Source organism: Paludibaculum fermentans, from assembly GCF_015277775.1.
Taxonomy (GTDB): domain Bacteria; phylum Acidobacteriota; class Terriglobia; order Bryobacterales; family Bryobacteraceae; genus Paludibaculum; species Paludibaculum fermentans.
This window is the reverse complement of record NZ_CP063849.1, coordinates 1,954,265-1,973,978: the sequence shown is the minus strand read 5'-3', so window position 1 is coordinate 1,973,978 and position 19,714 is coordinate 1,954,265. Positions and strand designations below refer to the sequence as shown.

Here is a 19,714-nt window from a genome sequence, read left to right as displayed (position 1 = left end):
AACCCCGGAAGACAATTGCAAACCCCCCAGCCCGGGGTACAAGCCGGAACCGGCGGCCGTCCTGACTAAGTGATCCTATCCTCCGATCCGTTTCACTTCAAGACAAAACAGTACGGAATTGGTACTAAGTTGGGTTCCACAAACAATGCGCGCCCCGCCAGCCACCACAGCCTTCATTTGGGCAGCGGCGGCCAGCGGAGCGCGTATACCGGCTCCCAGGCTAGTTCGCTTTTAGAAGAAGAACCGCAACGACAACTGCAGGTTCCGCACATCCCCCGTCTTGCCGGTCACCTTGCCGAACGAAGCGCTGGTCGGGTCAAAGTTCGCTCCGCCCAGATTCGGATGGTTGAAGGCATTGAACGCCTCCGCCCGGAACTGGAAGCCCGTCTTCTCCGTCACGCTGAACCTCTTGAAAAGGCCGATGTTCCAGTTCTGCAGGCCCGGATTGTGGATGATGTTCCGCACCGCCTGCGTCGTATTAAACGTGCCCGCCGACGGAGCGGTGAAGATGGGCGACCCGTTTGAGTTCGTCACCGAAAACCATTGGTTCGGATCGCTCGACCCGTTCGCCGCGAACTGCCCCACCACCGTGGGCGACCCGTTCATGTTCCAGAACTGGCCCGCGCACGACATGCTGCCGTCCTGGCCCACACCCGCATAGTCGTTGCCCTTCGCCACACTGCATGGCGTCCCGGTCTGGAACTGCGAAATGCCGCTCAGTTGCCAGCCGCCCAGCAGTTTGCCGCTCAGCTTGGATTGGTCACGGAAGAACGGCAGTTCATACAGGTAGTTCACGATCAGGATGTGGGTGACGTCGAAGTCCGAGAGCCCCCACAGGTTGTGCGCATCGTAGGTGTCCGGAATGATGTCCCGCTGCGCCGAACCGTCGTCCATGCTCTTCGAGTAAGTGTACGCCGCCCCGAACGAGAAGCCGTTGGCGAACCGCCGGTTCCAGCTCAGCTGCAGCGAGTTGTACATCGAGCTCGCGACATTGTCCGACTCGCGGATCGAGTTATAGCCGGCATAGGGACGCAGCGCGTCCAGGTTTACGCCCGGATTCGCCAGCACCGTGGCGACCGTTGGCTGGTTGATGTTCGCCTCGCGCTGCAGGTGCAGGCCGCGGCGGCCAACATAACCCACCGACACCACCGACTTCCAGAAGAAATCCCGCTCCACCGTGAAGTTCCACTCCCATGACTCGGGATTCTTGAACGCCTTGCTCTGCGTCGTCACCGTCAGGGGCAGGGAATTCGCCTGTGTCCCGCCCGGATTGTCCACGCTGCCGAACGACACATTGGCGGTGGGCTGGAACGGCGGATTGCCGCCCAGGAAGATGGAATCGCTCACGCCCAGCTTGGTGAAGAACCGCCCCGCTCCGGCGCGCAGCACCGTCTTCGGGTTCAGCGCATAGGCGATGCCGACCCGCGGCTGCCACTGATTCCAGCGGACGTCGGAGTAGTGATCCGACGACACGCCATTGCGGAACAGGTAGGCATACTGCGGATCATTTGCTTCGGGGAACCGGCCGGCTGCCGAATCGGGCCAACCGTTGCCGGGAATCACCATGCCGTTGTACCGGTCACCCGATCCGGGAACCACCGCGCCCGTCTTCGGATCCACCTGCACCGCCTGGGCCGGATCATACAGCGACGGGTCGAACACGATCATGTTGCCCCACTGCGCATGGAAGGGCACGACCACCGTGTAGCGCATGCCCAGGTCCACCGTCAGCTTCTGGTTCACCTTCCAGCGGTCCTGCGCGAAGCCCTCGTACATGTTGCCGCGGAAGATGGTGTACGCCCGCTGGCCCAGTTCCGAGTACGTGTCGAACAGGCCCAGAGCCGCATTTGCGGCCGCGTTGCCCGAGGTCGGCTGGCCCGACCGCGTATCCGTGAAACTGAACTGCCCGTTCTGGTTGTTCGTACACGTGGGGCAGGCGCTCACATTGATCTCGTCGTTGTCGTTTTCCCCGGAACGCTCGAAGGAGAACCCAAACTTCAGTGTGTGGTTGCCCTTGATCCACGTGAAGCTGTCAGACAATGTATAAATCGGCCCGGTGGAGTGCGACGGGTACGGTCCGCCGCTCACCCCGCTGAAGCCCGTCATATTCACCGTCGGAATGCGCGTGGGAATCAGCTTGCCCTGCGGGAATATATATGGATAATTGATCCCGATCGTCGTGCGGTCCAGAAAATTCGCCGTATCCACCGGGATGTAGACATCATCCAGGCTCACCGTGGCCAGGAATTCGTTCACCATCGTCGGGCTAATCGTCCAGACATAATTCACCGAATTGGTCTGGTTCGGCCGGTTGAAGTATTTGGGCGTGAACGGCGTCCCACCGTCGAGTGGTTGATATTCGTTGAAGGCGTAGTTCATCCGGCGGAACTGGATGCGCTGCGTGTCCGTCAGGTTCATATCGGCGGCCAGTGTGTCCTTACGCTGATCCTGGGGATGCGGCAGCGCCGCGTACCAGAACTGGTTCGTGTTGATCGGCACCGTCAGGTTGGGCTTCGGGAACTCGCTCAGGATGCCCACGCCGCTGGGACTCAGTCTGTTCGTGGGAATTACATTGTTCGGGAACGGATTGCCCGTCGTCGGATCCTTGATCTGTACTACTTTCCCGTAGTAGACATTAGTGGGGTTCAATAGTTCACTGAAGTCGCCCTGTCTCATCGCCATCGAGGGCACCGTCATGGAATTGGTGTCCAGGTAACGATTCCTGACCCACTCCTGGCCCCAATACCAGAAGAACTTATTCTTGTCCCGGTTGAGCCGGCCGGGGATATAGAAAGGCCCGCCCGCGTTGTAGCCAAACTGGTTATAGTGGAACGGCGGCACAAAGCCCTGGCCCAGCGTATTGTTCCTCGTCCACGTATTGGCATTGAACGCTGTGTTGCGCAGATACTCATAAGCCGCTCCGTGGAACTCATTGGTTCCAGTCTTGGTAAGAATGCGAATCTGCCCTCCGGAAGACCGCCCATACTCCGCGGCATAATTGGAGGTGAGAATTTGGATCTCTGAAGTGGAATCCACATCGGCGGAGCCCAGGCTCGTTCCGTTCGATCGCGTCCTGACCGCCGGAGCTCCATCGAAAGTAATGAGGCTGTCCTGGGTTCTCGCTCCATTGATGTTGTTGGGCCCCTGGCTGAACGAGAACGACAGCGCGGAGAGATTGCCGCCCCTCGTGCCGGGCACCAGATTTGCCATGAAGATCGGATTCCGGCCGTTCAGTTCAAGGCTGTCGATCTGCTGCCGTGTGACCACCTTCTGGATCGCGGCCGACTCCGTTTGCAGCGCCGCGGAATTGGCGGTCACCACGACCGACTCGTTCGCAGCCCCAATCGTTAGACTCATATCCAGGGCCAGTGCGGCGCTGGGGTCCAGCTTGTTGCCGCTGCTCTCATACTTCTTGAAACCGGTCGCGGTCACCGACACCCGGTAGAACCCGGGCGGGATATTCGTGATCACGTAGCGGCCCGACTCGTTGGTGGTCGACACCCGTTCCAGGCCCGTCTCGTTGTTGACGGTTACCTTGGCGTTCGGAATGGTGGCGCCCGACGGGTCTCGCACATACCCTTGGATGGACCCCAGGTCGGATTGCGCGCGCAGGGGCACGGCTAAGAAGGCGGCAGCAGCCCACACGGCTGCAGCCCCCGCTACAAAGCGGAAACGGCTCATTTCGTCTTCTCCTGATGTTAGGGTTGAACCCCTCTTAATGTTTAATAACCCAACACCCATCGAGATGATTGATCCGTAAGTGGCTTTTTCGAGCCGATCTGTCGATAAGTAGCGGGATTGAATATCCAAAGATGTTTATCGGAAGATCGAGGCAGCGACGGTCTCTCAAGGCGAATATTCGGAAAACATTCAGTTATGCCCGAAGGATTGAGTCACTGTCACGGTGATGATTGTGCTCCTATACAGTTCGGACAGGACGAAGAGAAAGAGAAGTCATTCTTATGTGAGAAGCAAGGGTAAAACAGGCTGTATCGATTGGAGCACTGCATCAATTTAGAAAAGCCGAAAAATGCTACCAAAGGGCTATTGACAGCTTCTGGCAAATTCACCCTGCTAAGAATACGGCAGTTCGTTTCGTCCGCCATCTCGCCCCTCTCCCCCCCCACCAATGGATTACCGTGAGATATGCGATTCACTGCACGGCGGAACTGGGGTACCGTGCCCTTAACCGGCATGCTGCTTCTTCTCACTGTCGTCCTCGCCTCCGCGCAAACCGGCAAACAGGGCGAATTGCAAGTGGATCCCCACTGCGCGGTAGACCTCGACGCCGGCATCAGCGAGTGCATGGTGACCCTCGATGGCGATGGGACCGAGCCGCCAAGCCATCCTTCGGGGCAGGACCACGACTTCCGGTTGGAACCATCCGGCTCCCGGCTCTACCTCCAACCCCGGAACGGAGCCCTCATCGCCAAACCCACTTCGGTGCAGCCCGGTCTGTCAGGCTGCGTGCAAGCTCGCTACTCGAGCAGCCGGCTGAGAGTGGACGGCAGTCCCAAGGATCTCTATCTCTGTGTCCAGACCAATCAGCGGCGTTACGCGGAACTGCGCATCGCCGAGGCCATCCAGCCTGGCGCGGCGCAAGTCATCTTCCGCTTCCGGCTGCTGGAGAAATAGCCTCCGCGGCCACTTCCTCTTCCCACCCGCCCCCCACTCCGATATAGTGAGACCGCAATGCCAGCCGGTTCCATCACGCCGGACCCGTCATTGCCCCAGGAGCTTTACCGTGAAAAAAGTCACCCCTCGCGAACGCCGCACATTCCTGAAGGCTGGAGGGGCCACCGTCGCCGGCCTCCTTGGCACTACTACCAGCGTGGCCGCCGCCGCTCCGGCTCCGCCACAGCCCGCCATGCCCACGCGCAACCTGGGCCGCACCGGCTATAAAACCGGCCTCTTCAGCCTGGGCGGACAGGCTGCCCTCGAGCGCCCCAACAACGACGCCACCGCAGTCCCCATCATCGATCGCGCCCTCGACCTCGGCATCAACTACATCGACACCTCGTCCATCTATGGCGGCAAAGACCGTTGGAGCGAGCGCTATGTCGGCCAGGTCATGAAACGCCGCCGCAACGAAGCCTTCCTCGCCAGCAAGACCAAGGAGCGCACGCGCGACGGCTCCCTCCGCATGCTCGAGGAGTCGCTCAAGCTCCTCAACACCGATCACCTCGACCTCTGGCAGCTCCACGATATCGGCCTGCCGGAAGACGTGGAAGCCGTCTTCGCCAAGGGCGGAGCCATGGAAGCCTTGCTCCAGGCGCGCGAGCAGAAGTTGGTCCGCTATCTCGGAGTCACCGGCCACTTCCGGCCCGAAGCGCTCGTGGAGTCCATCCGGCGCTTCCCCTTCGACACGATCCTCATTTCGCTAAACGCCGCCGACAAATACCACTACAGCTTTCTCGACGAACTCCTGCCGCTCGCCGTCGAAAAGCAGATGGGCATCATCGGCATGAAAGTGCCCGGCCGTGGACGACTGCTCTCCAGTTGGACGCCGCCGCCGCTGGAACGGCAGCAGCGCTCCTGGGAAGGCGCCGTCATCGCCACGACACCCGGCCCGCTCACGATGCGCGAGGCCATGTCTTACTCGCTCACCTTGCCTGTCACCACTGTCATTGTGGGCTGCGACTCCATCGCCCAGCTCGAGGAGAATGTGCAGATTGCCCGCGCCTTCACCCCTCTGAGCGACAAGCAGATGGCCGCCATCGCGCACCGCGCCGAGCCCGTCTCCAAGCAGGCGCTCTTCTTCCGCTTCGTCAGCCGGGCCTAGCCGCGGTCTATTTCGGAGGCACGAGGGCCGAGTGAATCGGCCCCACCCAGTCATCCTTGCTCATGTCCCAGGCCAGGAAGTCCGAGTCGAACTGCCAGTAAGTCCACGTCCAGCCCAACGACTCCGCCGTGCGTGCCAGGTACGCCGTGTACCGCACCCGCGCGTCCATTTCGCCCTTGTCGTACGCCCCGAACTCACCCAGCAGAACCGGCCGGCCGTGCGCCTTCGACCACTCCTGAACCCCTGCGAAATCGGCGTCCACCTTTCGCTTCTCTTCCTCTGAGCCCCACGTCACCCCCGACAGCTTCGCGGTCTCTTTCGACCACGCAGCCCCCTGGTGCGTGAACGCCATCGGCAAATAGTAGTGGACCGTCGCAATGATGTGCCGGTCATCTTCCGGCAGTTCCAGCTGGTTCAATGCGCCGATGCCGTTCCACGACGCCGGCCCGATGATCACGTTGCGCGTAGGGTTCGTCTTCCGGATCACCGCCAGCGCCTCTTTCGCCCAGGCGTTCCACCGCTCCACCGTCACCTGCCCGTTCGGCTCATTCAGGATCTCGAATACCACGCTCGCCGGAGCGTCCTTGTAGTGTTCCGACACCTGCTCCCAGAACGCCATCAGCTTCGGCCTGCAGGCCGCCGCATCGCGTCCGCAATCGGTGAAGTTGTGTTCGTCCAGGATCACCGTCAGGTCGTTCTCCACGGCCGCATTCACAGCCCAGTCGACTGTCCTGAACCACGCCTCGCTCAACCGGTTCTCGGCGTTCATGTGCGAAAACGCGTGCAGATTGACGCGCACCGTCTGGAACCCGCCCTCCCGGATGCGTTGGAAATGCCGGTCCTGGAAGCGGGCCTTTGCGGGGTCCTTCCACAGTGGGTCGTAGCCGATGATGTTCAGCCCGCGCCCCATCTTCTTTACCTGGTCCATCGCGCCCACCGCCGGGAACACGTGCGCCGTCGACGCGGCGGCCGCGGGTTCGAACTCCAGGTAGTCGAGATTGAAGTTGCCCTCCTTCAAGACGGAAATCCTGAGGGCATGCACGCCCTTTTCCAGGCGGACCTGCGCCAGGTTCGCGGCCGTCCGCCACAGGTGCCAGTGCGTGGTGGTCGGCAGCCGCAGTGCGCCGGTCACATCCACCCCGTCCACCGCCAGGCGGATCTGCGCGTTATCGGTTCGCGACGTCATGTGCGCGTGCACCGCATAGGCGCCCGCCACCTGCACGTCCACCGTGTAGTTCACCCACTCGCCGGGCGCGGTCCAGCCCAGGTAGAGTTCACCCACCTTCTCCTGAACCCCATCCACGGTGTTGTCGATCTTCGGCTTTGTAAAGGAGAGGTCCACCGCCTCGTCCTGGCGGAATCGCTCAACCGGAGTGTTGCCCTTGTTCAGTTTTCCACTGCCGTTGTTATCGGCATCCGTATCGTGGAAGGCCACTTCCGGCCCGCCAGTGTCGTACAGTTCCATCTGCACGCGGCCCGGAATCACCTGGGCGTGACCCTGATAGGGCTTCCCCTGATAATTGGCGGCTGGCTGGGCGCACAGCACTCCGGCGGCAACGGCAAAAACCCAACTACGCAGCACGGTTCCCGGACAGGCGAACGAATTCATGCCACGAGTCAATCACAGTGGGCCGCCCATCGCAATCCGCTCATCCAGACGAGACGGTCCCAATATCCCGTCCCATCTCCGGCCTCCGCCGGATATGATCATCCAATGAGCTTTCAGCGAATCCCACCCTCTGGCCGCCACGCCATTCTCCCCTTCCTCTTCCTGGCAAGCGCTTCGCTGATGCTCCTCCCGGGCGCCGAACCCGCGCGGCCCCGCACCTTCGCCAACCCCCTCAACCTCGACTACCGCTTCATGGTCGACCAGCCCAGCCGCCGCGAGGCAGCCGACCCCGCCATCGTCCTCTTCGGCGACGACTACTACCTCTTCGCGTCCAAGTCCGGCGGCTACTGGCATTCGAAGGATCTGCTCGACTGGACCTTCGTGGTCTCCTCCGACCTGCCCATCGAGGCCTATGCTCCGGCCGTCATGGTCTACAACAACACGCTCTACTACACCGCCTGCAACATCGGACTCTACAAGACCACCGACCCCAAGAGCGGCAAGTGGGAGTTTGTCAGCCAGACCTTCAATGTCGGCGATCCCGACCTCTTCGCCGACGACGATGGCCGCGTCTACCTCTACTACGGGCTTTCCTACAACGGCGCCATCTCAGGCATGGAGCTCGATGCGAAGAATCAGTTCAAGCCCATCGGCGAGCCGTGGGTCTGCTTCCGCGCCAACTATGCCCAACATGGCTGGGAGCGGCGCGGCGACGACAACCTTGGCGCGGCCACCGGCAACCTCTTCCAGGAAGGGCCCTGGCTCGAAGGCTCCTGGATGACGAAGCACAACGGCACCTACTATCTCCAGTACGCCTCGCCCGGCACCGAATACCGCACCTACGCCGATGGCGTGTACACGGCCTCCAGCCCGCGCGGACCCTTCACTTACTCTCCCTCCAGCCCCTTCTCCTTCAAGCCCACCGGCTTCATCACCGGCGCCGGCCACAGCGGCACCTTCGCCGACAAGCAGGGCCGCTACTGGCACATCGCCACCATGGTCATCTCCATGAAGCACCAGTTCGAGCGCCGCCTCGGCCTGTTCCCGGTGGGCTTCGACACCAGCGGCGTCCTCCACATGAATACCCTGTTCGGCGACTATCCCCAGGCCGCGCCCCACGATCGCAAGGGCGATTCCCTCGATACCTTCGCGGGCTGGATGCTGCTCTCCTTCGGCAAGAAGGCGCAAGCCTCCTCGAGCATCGAGACCTTGGGTCCTGAGAAAGCCTTCGACGAAGACATCAAGACCTACTGGAGCGCCCGCACCGCCAATGCCGGCGAATGGCTCAGCGTGGACCTGGGCAAAACCTGCCGCCTCGAAGCCATCCAGGTCAACTTCGCCGAGCACGAGTCCACCACCCTGGGCCGTACCGCCGGACTCCACCACCAATACCGTCTCGAATCCTCGCTCGACGGCAAAACCTGGCAGCTCCTGGCCGACCGTTCCAGCAACCTCAAGGACGTCCCCCACGACTATCTCCAACTGCCCACGCCGGCGACTGCCCGCTACGTGCGGCTCACCAATGTCCAAATGCCCGCGGGCGGCCCGTTCAGCGTGCGCGATCTGCGCCTCTTCGGCAGCGGAGAGGGCAAGCCGCCGGCCGCCGCTCCGGCGTTTGAGGTCCACCGCGACTCCAGCGATCCCAGGAATGCGGTGATCCGCTGGACGATGTCGCGCGACACGGAGGGCTACATCGTCCGCTACGGCATCGCCCCCGGCCAGCTCTATCACAGCTACGAAGTGCGCGGCCAGAAGGAACTCTCCGTCCACGGCCTCAACCGGGAGACGGATTACTACTTCACCGTCGACGCCTTCAACGACAGCGGCTGGACTCCGGGTACGCAAACCCTGCCGAGTCCAGCCGTCTCCGCTCGCTGAGGCCGCTGCTCACTGCAGTAGCCCGCGTCCCGTCCAACGGCCTGGCCCGCTATACTGGCCAGATCCGATGCTGAAGAACCTTCTTGTTGTCTTCGCCGCATGGACAGCCCTCCTCCCCGCACAGCGGCCCACCGTCCCGGTTCGCTACTCCGCGCGCGGCCTGCATGGGGCTGTCGCCGCCGGGTCCGACTACGCCACGGAGGCCGGTCTCCGCATCCTGCATCGCGGCGGCAACGCGGTGGATGCCGGAGTCGCCGCCACCCTCGCCGCGGCTGTCACCGAGTACTCCCACTTCGGCTTCGGCGGCGAGGCGCCCATCCTCATCCGGACAGCCCAGGGCAAGGTCTATAGCATCGCCGGCGTCGGCACCATGCCGAAGGCCGCCACCTTCGACTACTTCCTCAACCGCAAGTTGAAGGCCGAGGAGGTTTATGAGATCGAGGAGAACGGCCTCGATCACATGCTGCCCACCGCCGGCCTGCACGCCGCGCTGGTGCCCGGCATGGTCGACGCCGTGCTCGTCGCCCTGCAGGAGTTTGGCACGCTTACCTTTGCCGAAGTCGCGCAGCCCGCGCTCGAGCTCGCGCAGTCCTCGGCCATCGACGAGCCGCGCGTCCGCGAGATCCAGGCCACCCGCCACATCCTCGCCCTGTGGCCCACTTCGAAGGCCGTGTTTCTGCCCGACGGCAAAGTGCCGCGCCCGGGCGACCTGTTCCATCAACCCGATCTCGCCCGAACGATCCAGGCCATGATCGCCGCCGAAAAGGGCGCCTCGCGCAAACAGGCCATCGAAGCCGTCCGCAACTTCTTCTACCGCGGGGACATTGCCCGCCGCATCGGCGAGTTCTCCAAGTCCAATGGGGGGCTCCTCCGCTACGAGGACTTCGCCGCCTTCCACCTCGTGCCCGAGGAGCCGGTCTCCGGCGTCTATCACGGCTACACGGTCTATAAGCCCGGCTTTTGGTCCCAAGGGCCCTCCATGATCGAGGCGCTCAACATCCTTGGACTTCAGGACCTCACCCGCTTCGGCTGGAACTCGCCGGAGTATATCCACACCTCCGTCGAAGCCCTGAAGCTCGCCTATGCCGATCGGGATACCTGGTATGGCGATCCCAAGTTCACACCCGAGCCGCGCGAACTGCTCACCCTCGACTACGCCCGCCAGCGCGCCCAGTTGCTCGGGCCCAAGGCCTCGTCGGAGTTCCGCCCGGGCCTCGTCAACGGGAAGACGGGCGAGCATCCTTCCGCCCATGCCGGCAAGGTCGCCAACATCGACGACGCCCTCATGCAGCGCGATACGACCTGTGTCACCGCCGCCGATAAAGATGGCATCGTGTTCTCTTCCACCCCCTCGGGTGCGTGGACTCCGGCCGTCATCGCGGGCGACACCGGCATCCCGCTCACCCAGCGCGCCCAGAGTTTCCTCCTGATCGCCGGCCATCCGAATGCTGTTGCCGGCGGCAAGCGGCCCCGTGTCACGCTGAGCCCGACGCTGGTGACGTTCCAGGGCAAGCCGTATCTGGCATTGGCTACACCTGGCGGCGACAACCAGGACCAGTCCCTGCTCCAGGTCATGCTCGATATTCTGGACTTCGGGATGAACCCGCAACAGGCGGTGGAAGCGGCTCGCTATCAGACCCGCCACCTGGTTTCGAGCTTCGACAACCACGCCATGAGTCCGGCTGACCTGATCCTGGATGAGCGCATGGGCCAGACCGTCCAGCGCGATCTGATGCAGCGCGGGCACCGCGTGGAGATCCGTTCCCGCTACGGCAGCGGAGCCGCCCCGGTCGCCATCCGCATCCGCCCCGACGGCGTCATCGAAGCCGGCGCCGACCCCTACGGCTACCGCTCCGCCGTCGCCTGGTAGGCGAATTCCTCCGCCAATGGGACAATGGAAGTATGCTTGACCCGGCGGTGTTCGAATTCTACGACCTCTACGACGAGGATGCTCGCCTGACCACCCCCGCCGGTAAGTTCGAATTCGCCCGGACTCTCGACATCCTCGCCCGCCACCTGCCGCCTCCGCCCGCCCGCATCCTGGACATTGGCGGCGCCACCGGACCTTACTCCGAGGCCCTGGCTGCGCAGGGCTACGAAACCCACCTGCTCGACCCCATTCCCCGCCACATCGAAATCGCCGCCCAGCGCACCGGCATCGCCAGCGTCACCAGGGGCGACGCCCGCCGCCTGCCCTGGTCCGGCAACCAGGCCGACGCTATCCTCTTAATGGGGCCGCTCTACCACCTGGCCGAACCCTCCGCCCGGCACTCCGCTTTGCTGGAGGCCCGCCGCGTCCTGAAGCGCGGAGGCATCCTGGCCGCTGCCGCCATCGGCCGCTTCACGGCCTTCCTCGACGGCCTCAACCGCGGCTTCATCGACGATCCCTTGTTCCAGCCGATCCTGTTGAAAACAATCGACTCCGGGATTCACGAAAACGACTCGGGCGACCCGTCTTACTTCACCTCCGCCCACTACCACCTGCCGGCCGAACTGCGCACTGAGATCGAGCACGGCGGCTTCGTCGAGCCCCAGATCTTCGGGGTCGAAGGTCCCGCCTACATTGCACCCGACCTGGAAGCCCGTTGGCGCGATCCGGTCCGCCGGGCGTTCCTGCTGGAGGTCCTGCGCCGCATTGAGCGCGAGGAAACCCTGCTCGGCGCCAGCCAGCACCTGCTGGCCATCGCCCGCAAGCCTTAGTCGTTTCCCATCCTTCTACCCCCTATCCTGTTTCCTAAGTTTCTGTTAGCCTACCCATACTTCGGTGTCGGGATCATTCCGGCGCCCTTTCTGGAGGATGCAATGCAGATTCTACCCGGCTTGTACGCCCTGGGGGACAGCAGCGGCGGCTACGTCCGCTCCTACCTGATCGATGACGGCAACGGCCTGATTCTCATCGACACGCTGCTCGACAAAACCGGCAAACTCGTACTGGAAGAACTGGCCAAGATTGGCAAGAAGCCGTCGGATGTGAAGTCGATCATCCAGACGCACGCCCACCAGTCTCACTTCGGCGGCCTGGCCGCCCTGAAGAAGGCCACCGGTGCGCGGGTCTACTCCCACGCCTGGGAAGCCGACATCCTGGCTGGCCGTAAGAAGGTCCAGGTTCCGCCCACCACCACGCTATGGCCGCAGAAGCCACTGAAGATCTACTACTTGCAGGTTGCCTTCGTATTGGGCCTCGGCGTTCCGCCGCCCTGCGAAGTGGACGAGAACCTGAAGGATGGCGATCACATCGGCCCCCTTACCGTCATGGGAGCCCCCGGTCATACGCCCGGCAGCATCACCTTCTACTGGCCGGAGAAAAAGGCCCTGATCGCGGGAGATATCGTGGTGACCTGGCCGGAGGTGGCTTTGGGATGGCCCCAAATCACCCTGGACAATAAGCAGAACCGTGAATCGGTCGGAAAACTGTGCGACATGGTACATGCCGAGGTGCTCTGTGTGGGACACGGCGACCCGATTATCCGTGGGGCTGCCGACACCATGAAAGACTTGGTTGCGGGCCGTCCCACGAAGCCGGACCTTGCCAAGAGCTAACCCCCTAAGTGGGCGATGAATCAATTCAACTATCGCAGGAATGATTCCCGCGAGAAAGTCTCAAGATTATTAAATCCTAAACTAGTCCCAGTCTATTCATGCACTTACCCCTTGATTCGGGCAACATTGCCTGCTACAGTCTCGTGACACAGGGGTAAATCTTAATGACCTGCAATAGAGTGACCTTGGCATTTTGCCTTGGCCTGCTTGCCCTGCCAGTCGGCATTCAAGGGCAGACTATCACGGGCGCCATCACAGGATCGGTAACGGATCCCAGCGGTTCGATCATCCCGAACGCGAAAGTGACGGCGACCAACAAAGGGACGAACATCTCGTCCGAAACCCAGACGAACGAGTCAGGATTCTATAACCTGCCGTTCCTGCCTATCGGAGATTACAGCCTCACCATCTCAGTATCAGGCTTTAAAAAATCCAGCCTCGGGCCGTTCAAGCTCGAGGTCAACCAGATCGCTCGCGTGGACGTGAAGCTCGAGGTCGGCGACACCAGCCAGACCGTAGAGGTGAAAGACGTCGCGCCCATCCTCCAGACGGAATCGACGGCCACGGGCGACTCTCTGAGCGCCTCGAAACTGACCGCCCTCCCGCTGAATGGGCGCAATTTCGCCAGCCTCACTCTGCTGATCCCTGGCGCGATCAGCACCAGCCCGAACGCAATGAATACCTCGGGCCGGTTCCAGGGCAGCGGCAGCCGGCCGCAAGTCAACGGCAACCGCGAGCAAACCAACAACTTCCTCCTCGACGGCATCGATGTGAACGACTCGATCGATAACCGCATCGGCTACCAGCCCAGCGTGGATGCCCTCGAAGAAGTGAAGGTAATCACCGGCAATGGCGGCGCCGAGTTCGGAAATGTCGGCGGCGCGATCGTCAACATGTCGATCAAGAGTGGAACAAATCAGTACCACGGCAATGTGTTTGAGTTCCTGAGAAACGAAAAGCTCGATTCCAACGGCTTCTTCCGCAACAAGAACCTCACGCCGCGCGCGCCGTTCAAGCGCAACATCTTCGGCGGCACCTTCGGTGGTCCGATTAAGAAAGATAAAGCATTCTTCTTCATGGACTATGAGGGCACGGAGCAGCGCTCGAGCGGAGCTTCCACCGCCAGCGTGGCCAAGTCCGCATGGCGAACGGGTGATCTCAGCGACTGGCTGAAGCTGTCCACTCCACAAATTGTCCGAGACCCGACGACCGGTGCGATCCTGACGGACCGCACCCCATTCCCGAACAATCAGATTCCGGTTTCGCGCATCACCAATCCCGTCGCCAAGAAGTTGTTCGCTGATCCCACGTACTACCCGCTGCCCAATCAGGCCGGCTCGGGCACGCTAGGTATCACCAGCAACTACCAGGCCGGCACGGCAGCGTTGACGAAGAACCATCAGGCGGACGTCAAACTCGACTACCGCCTCAGCGATAAAGACAACATCAGTGGCCGCTGGTCGATTGGCCGCTACGAACAATACACCAGCCTGAATCCCCTCATCGAACAGATGGGTGGCGGTACCACGGGACCGACGCAGACCGCGGTGATCAATTGGAACCGTACCTTTACGACGACGATCGTCAACGAGTTCCGCGTCGGCTTTAGCCGCATCGGCATCGACGACAACGTGGTCGACTGGTCCGGCAAGCTTACCAACGGCAATGCCGATTTCGGCATCGGCGGCGGCCAGCCCATCCCGGGTCTCAGCTCCATCACTTTGGGTGACGGCCTGACGGGTATTGGCAGCATCGCCTCCATCGGTTCCACGATGGACAACAAGTATCAGTACTTCGACAACCTGACCTGGGTCAAGGGCCGTCACTTGATCAAGATGGGTGGTTCGGCCGTTCGTTATCAGCAGAACCGCTACTATGCCGGTAACAATGGCGCTCTCGGCTCGTTCACGTATGCCAACGTGTACTCCGGCGTCAACTTCGGCGACTTCCTGCTCAACGCCCTGAACTCCAAAGGCCGCGGCAGCGTCACGGGCAAGTGGGGCCACCGTAGCTGGAGATCGTCCGTGTTCTTCCAGGACGACTACAAACTGCGCTCCGACTTCACCCTCAATCTCGGCATCCGTTGGGAGTATGCCCAGCCCATCTACGAGGTGGCCGACCGCCAGGTCAACATCGACACCTACACCGGCAAGCTGCTCTATGCCGGCAAGGACGGCAACAGCCGCGCCCTGTATCGCCCCTACTACAAGCAGTTCCAGCCCCGTCTCGGCTTCGCCTGGACGCCCGGAATGCTGCACAACAAGATGGTGATGCGCGCCGGTTATGCGTTCACCAGCTTTATGGAAGGCACCGGCGCCAACCTGCGGCTGCCCCTGAACCCGCCATTCTTCCTCGAATCCAACGTGACTTACGATTCCCGCACCCCCAGCGATATCGCCATCGGCTTCACCGATGTCGCCGCTACGGGTGTTCTCAGCGGGCCCCGCACCGGCTCCACGCCGTTCTATCAGGGCCGCGCCTGGGATCAGGACCTGAAACCCCAGTTCACCCAGCAGTACAACTTCTCGCTGGAATACCAGGTTTCCAACACCTGGTCTTTGACCAGCGCGTACGTCGGCCAGAAGGGCAGCCACCTCGTTGTGCCGCACGAAGCCAATCAGGCCCTCGCCGGCACCGGCGCCTTTGCTAACTGGGCGCCTATCAACGACCGCCGTCCGCTTGTCGGTGTTCTGCCGAACGTCGGCAACATCGCCTTGACCGAGGGCTCGGCCCGCAGCAGCTACAACGCCCTGCAGATGAGCACCCGCAAACGCCTCAGCCAGGGCTTCGAGTTCCTGGGCAGCTACACGTTCTCCAAGACCATGATGGACAACCTGGGCTACTACGGCTGCGGCAGCGTCAACTCCGACGGCGCATACTGGCAGAACGCTTATGACCGGCTCGCCAATCGCGGACCGGCCTGCTTCGATTCGCGGAACAACTTCACGCTGGGTGGTTTGTACAACCTGCCCATCGGAAAGGGCCAGAAGTGGGGCTCCAATTTGAACAAGGTCACTGACCTCATCGTCGGCGGCTGGAACCTCAACTACTTCTTCTCGGCGCACTCCGGCTTCCCGGTGACCATCACTGCCCGTGACAATACCGGCCAGGCGGCCCGCGGCAACGTCCGCGCCATGCGCTACAAGGACTTCGTCGTCCAGGGCACCCGGTCCGTCGACACCTTCTTCGGCACTGGCTTCGTCTTCTGCGGCGACGGAATCAACGACGGCACCTGCGCTTACGGGCAGGGCGCCAACGGGCAGTTCGGATCGGCCGGCGTCGGCACCGAGCGCGCGCCCAGCTTCTTCAACATGGACGCCTCCATCGGCAAGAAGTTCAACGTGACCGAGCGGCAGTACTTCGACTTCCGCATGGAGTTGTTTAACGCCCTGAACCACGTCAGTTGGGGCCCGCCCGCTCGCGCGATCAACTCTCCGAGCAACTTCGGACAGATCACGGGCCAGATCCAGAACCCGCGGAACATCCAGTTCGGCCTGAAGTACTACTTCTAAACCGGACAAACCGCAAGCAACCGGCGCCGCACCGCAATGGTGGGGCGCCGGTCTTCTGTTTGGGGCGTCTCCTGGCCCGGCACGGGCAGTTCCTGTTAATTAATCCACCCGGTTTCGTCAATTCAAAAAGAAACCATGGATTCTGTAACGGGATGCGTGTACTCTTCACACTCAGAGAGACGCCGTGCCTTACTACCCCATTCGCAAGACCACGATCTTTGCCCAGGATCCCAGCATCCAAGTCGGGGGCAAGATCGTCCGGACACAGATCGAAATTCCCAATGAAGAGTTGGAGCCGGGACCGCGCGGTTATCGAGTGCAGGTCGTCGACTACGACTCCACCACCAACACTCTCTACAAAACCGTCCCGAAACCGGTGAACCACTCCGACGGCCTGCCTCCAGATCCTTTCAAGGAGATGACGGATACGCAGTTGCTGGCGAGCCCGGATTTCCACGCGATGAACGCCTACGCGATCGTCATGCGGACGCTGGCGCGCTTTGAGTTCGCACTGGGGCGGCGGGTGGCGTGGAGCTTCCCGGGGCACCAGATCCAGGTGGCTCCGCATGCGTTTGCCGACGCCAATGCGTTCTACTCGCCCGATGACCAGGCGCTGATGTTCGGCTACTTCCCGAAGGTGCTGAGCAAGGGCTACGTCTTCGGCTGCCTGGCTCATGACGTGATCGCGCACGAAACCACGCATGCCCTGTTGGATGGTTTGCGCGAGCGGTTCACTGATCCGTCGTCTCCCGAACAGGCCGGATTCCATGAAGGCTTTGCCGACATTGTTGCCATTCTGAGCGTCTTTTCAATGCGCGAAGTGGTCGCCAAGGTGCTGGATCCGACAGGCCGCCGCGTGATGATGAACGCCAGCAATGTGACGTTGAAGGCGCTACGCGAGTCGATCCTGACGGGCCTGGCGGAGCAGTTCGGACAGGAATTGTCAGGGATTCGCGGCAATGCGCTGCGCCGTTCAGTGACGCTGCTGCCGGGCCAGGATTATCTGCACGATCCCGAGTTTGAAGAGCCCCACCGGCGAGGCGAAGTGCTGGTGGCCGCGATCATCAACGTCTTCCTTGAGGTGTGGGTGGCGCGGATGCAGCCTTACATCCACCCGGACAAGACGCTGGATCGCAAGCGGGCTGTCGAAGAGGGCGCGGAGGTGGCGGACCACCTGCTGACCATCTGCGTACGGGCCATCGACTACTGTCCGCCGACGGACCTGGAGTTCTGCGACTTCGCCAGTGCGCTGCTGACGGCCGACTGGGAGATGTACCCGAAGGACATCAAGTACGAATTCCGCAAAAAGCTCTACGCGTCCTTCAACGGGTATGGCATCGTGCCGACCTCGCAAGGCCAACGCGAGCCGGGCACGTGGGATCCGCCGCCCGAGGGCGACAAGGCGCACCACGTGGTCTACGACCGCACGCATTTCGAAGAGATGAAGAGCGATTACGACGAGGTGTTCCGGTTTATCTGGGAGAATCGCAAGGCCTTTAAACTGAATGAAGACGCTTATACGCGAGTGCAGTCGGTGCGGCCTTGTGTGCGGGTGGGCGATGACGGGTTCACCTTGCGCGAGACGGTGGTGGAGTACATCCAGCAACTCACGATCCGTGCCAACGAGTTGAAGCGGCTCAAGATCGAGAAGCCGGAGGGCATGCCCAAGGACCTGGAGGTGACTCTCTACGGCGGCAACGCCATGATCTTCGATCAGTTCGGGCGGTTGAAGTACAACGTAGGCAATTCGATCTTCAACGCCGAGCGGCAGACGCGCCGTTTGAAGTATCTGTGGCAGTACGGGTTCTTCAAGCCGGGGGCATCGAAGATGCGGCGTTTCGCGGCGATGCATCGCAAGCGGATGTCGGGTTGGGGGCAGGCCAGCGGTGCGGCCCTGGCCGATTGGACGGCGCACGAAGAGCATGTGGAGCAACCGCAGGAGGCGGAGTAACATGGCCAAGATCCAGTTGAAGAGATCGGCTCCGGCTCAAAAGAAGGCCGCAAAGCAGGCGCCTGCGAAGAAGGTTGCGGTGAAGAAGGCGGCGGCGGGGAATGGCCCTTCGAAGCTGACGCTGCGCGCGTATAACGTGGGCTTCGGCGACTGCTTCCTGCTGACGTTTGAGTATCCGAAGCTCAAACGGCGGATCCTGATCGACTACGGCAGTACGGCTGCGCCCAGGAATGCCGATGACGATTACATGATGGCCATCGCGAAGGACATCGAGGCGCAGTGCACCGATGCCGATGGGGTGGCGCGCCTGGATGCCGTGGTGGCGACGCATCGTCATCGCGACCACATCAGCGGGTTTTCGACCGATGGGGACAACACGGGCGGGGTGATTGCGCGCATGAATCCGGGGCTGGTGATCCAGCCCTGGACCGAGGATCCCGATGCCCAGCCGAATGCGGAAGAGGCGACGGCGACCACGTTCACCGGAGGCAAGCCGGACCCGAAGGCGTTCATCGCCAGCCTGCACAACATGAACCGCATGGCTGGGGCGATCGCGGAGGCGTCGCGGGACGAACACCTGGGGCTGTCGATGCGGATGGCGAGCCAGATGGGCTTTCTGGGGGACAACAACCTGCCGAACAAGTCGGCGGTGGTGAACCTGATCGAGATGGGCAAGAAGGGCCGCGCGGCGTATGTGAACGCGGGCTCGAAGTCCGGGCTGGAGCCGGTGCTGCCGGGTGTGACCGTGCATGTGCTGGGACCGCCGAACCTGAAGCAGACGCAGTCGATCAAGAAGGAGAAGGACCGGGACGCGAACGAGTTCTGGCAGTTCGCGGCGTTCTGGCAATTCCAGGCGGCGGCGGGCGAGTCAGTCGATTCGAAGGTCCCGCTGTTTCCCGATGCCGAGGCGCACGAAGCGCACGCAATTCCGGCGAATGTGCGCTGGTTCGTGGGCCGGGCGCAGAAGATACGGGGTGAGCAGTTGATGGAGCTGGTGCGCTCGCTGGATACGGCGATGAACAACACGAGCGTGATCCTGTTGTTTCAGGTGGGCGGCAAGAGCTTCCTGTTTCCCGGTGATGCGCAGATCGAGAACTGGCAGTTCGCGCTGAGCCAGGAGCCGATCAAGGAGATGCTGAAGGTGGTGGATGTCTACAAGGTAGGGCACCACGGGAGTCTGAATGCGACACCTAAATCGCTCTGGGCGTTGTTCGAGCACAAGCACGAGACGCCGGCACCGGAACGCTTGACGACGGTGGTGTCGACGAAGCCGGGCAAGCATGGGAGTGTGCAGTCGCATACGGAAGTGCCGCGGTCGACGCTGGTGGCGGAGCTGCAGAAGGAGAGCGAGTACTTCTCGACGCAGGATTTGCTGAAGTCGCAGATCTGCAGGGAGTATGTGTTTGAGTTTTGAGGCGAAGTGAATGGGGCGGAGCCCGAAT

General features: G+C 62.0%; 11 protein-coding genes. 9 read left to right on the top strand and 2 right to left on the bottom strand.

What is annotated here, in order from left to right; all coding sequences use genetic code 11:
- Nucleotides 1-231: 231 nt before the first annotated feature.
- Nucleotides 232-3,681 carry a TonB-dependent receptor gene (locus tag IRI77_RS07885; protein WP_194451526.1) on the bottom strand — a complete coding sequence of 1,150 codons (3,450 nt, stop codon included), beginning with the start codon at nt 3,679-3,681 and terminating at the stop codon, nt 232-234.
- Between the two features lie 465 nt (nt 3,682-4,146).
- On the opposite strand from IRI77_RS07885, the gene IRI77_RS07880 reads away from it, so the two are divergent.
- Entirely contained in the window at nt 4,147-4,635 is a 489-nt protein-coding gene (locus IRI77_RS07880) for a hypothetical protein (protein ID WP_194451525.1), read from the top strand.
- A 109-nt stretch (nt 4,636-4,744) separates the two neighbouring features.
- A complete protein-coding gene (locus tag IRI77_RS07875) occupies nt 4,745-5,782 on the top strand; it encodes an aldo/keto reductase (protein ID WP_194451524.1) in 1,038 nt (345 codons plus the stop codon).
- Between the two features lie 7 nt (nt 5,783-5,789).
- Here IRI77_RS07875 and IRI77_RS07870 read toward each other — a convergent pair whose 3' ends face one another.
- Nucleotides 5,790-7,391, bottom strand: coding sequence for a cellulase family glycosylhydrolase (locus tag IRI77_RS07870; RefSeq protein WP_194451523.1), 1,602 nt, complete (start codon nt 7,389-7,391; stop codon nt 5,790-5,792).
- A gap of 105 nt (nt 7,392-7,496) precedes the next feature.
- On the opposite strand from IRI77_RS07870, the gene IRI77_RS07865 reads away from it, so the two are divergent.
- The 7 genes from IRI77_RS07865 to IRI77_RS07835 all read left to right on the top strand — a co-directional run bounded on the left by IRI77_RS07865 (nt 7,497) and on the right by IRI77_RS07835 (nt 19,686).
- The gene (locus tag IRI77_RS07865) at nt 7,497-9,269 is read left to right on the top strand and encodes a family 43 glycosylhydrolase (protein ID WP_194451522.1); all 1,773 of its coding nucleotides are present in this window, start codon (nt 7,497-7,499) and stop codon (nt 9,267-9,269) included.
- 67 nt (nt 9,270-9,336) lie between these two features.
- A complete protein-coding gene (locus tag IRI77_RS07860) occupies nt 9,337-11,139 on the top strand; it encodes a gamma-glutamyltransferase family protein (RefSeq protein ID WP_194451521.1) in 1,803 nt (600 codons plus the stop codon).
- Nucleotides 11,140-11,171: 32 nt separating this feature from the next.
- Nucleotides 11,172-11,969, top strand: coding sequence for a class I SAM-dependent methyltransferase (locus IRI77_RS07855; protein ID WP_194451520.1), 798 nt, complete (start codon nt 11,172-11,174; stop codon nt 11,967-11,969).
- Nucleotides 11,970-12,071: 102 nt separating this feature from the next.
- A complete protein-coding gene (locus tag IRI77_RS07850; RefSeq protein WP_194451519.1) occupies nt 12,072-12,809 on the top strand; it encodes an MBL fold metallo-hydrolase in 738 nt (245 codons plus the stop codon).
- 185 nt (nt 12,810-12,994) lie between these two features.
- A complete protein-coding gene (locus IRI77_RS07845; RefSeq protein ID WP_194451518.1) occupies nt 12,995-16,321 on the top strand; it encodes a carboxypeptidase-like regulatory domain-containing protein in 3,327 nt (1,108 codons plus the stop codon).
- A gap of 184 nt (nt 16,322-16,505) precedes the next feature.
- Nucleotides 16,506-18,272, top strand: coding sequence for a gluzincin family metallopeptidase (locus IRI77_RS07840; protein ID WP_194451517.1), 1,767 nt, complete (start codon nt 16,506-16,508; stop codon nt 18,270-18,272).
- Nucleotide 18,273: 1 nt separating this feature from the next.
- A complete protein-coding gene (locus IRI77_RS07835) occupies nt 18,274-19,686 on the top strand; it encodes a ComEC/Rec2 family competence protein (protein ID WP_194451516.1) in 1,413 nt (470 codons plus the stop codon).
- Nucleotides 19,687-19,714 lie beyond the last annotated feature (28 nt).

What these genes read in the sequence shown, in the direction of transcription:
- IRI77_RS07835 (WP_194451516.1), top strand. Translation starts at nt 18,274, where the DNA reads ATGGCCAAGATCCAGTTGAAGAGATCGGCTCCGGCTCAAAAGAAGGCC.
- IRI77_RS07855 (WP_194451520.1), top strand. Translation starts at nt 11,172, where the DNA reads ATGCTTGACCCGGCGGTGTTCGAATTCTACGACCTCTACGACGAGGAT.
- IRI77_RS07865 (WP_194451522.1), top strand. Translation starts at nt 7,497, where the DNA reads ATGAGCTTTCAGCGAATCCCACCCTCTGGCCGCCACGCCATTCTCCCC.
- IRI77_RS07850 (WP_194451519.1), top strand. Translation starts at nt 12,072, where the DNA reads ATGCAGATTCTACCCGGCTTGTACGCCCTGGGGGACAGCAGCGGCGGC.
- IRI77_RS07870 (WP_194451523.1), bottom strand. Translation starts at nt 7,391, where the DNA reads ATGAATTCGTTCGCCTGTCCGGGAACCGTGCTGCGTAGTTGGGTTTTT.
- IRI77_RS07880 (WP_194451525.1), top strand. Translation starts at nt 4,147, where the DNA reads ATGCGATTCACTGCACGGCGGAACTGGGGTACCGTGCCCTTAACCGGC.
- IRI77_RS07860 (WP_194451521.1), top strand. Translation starts at nt 9,337, where the DNA reads ATGCTGAAGAACCTTCTTGTTGTCTTCGCCGCATGGACAGCCCTCCTC.
- IRI77_RS07885 (WP_194451526.1), bottom strand. Translation starts at nt 3,681, where the DNA reads ATGAGCCGTTTCCGCTTTGTAGCGGGGGCTGCAGCCGTGTGGGCTGCT.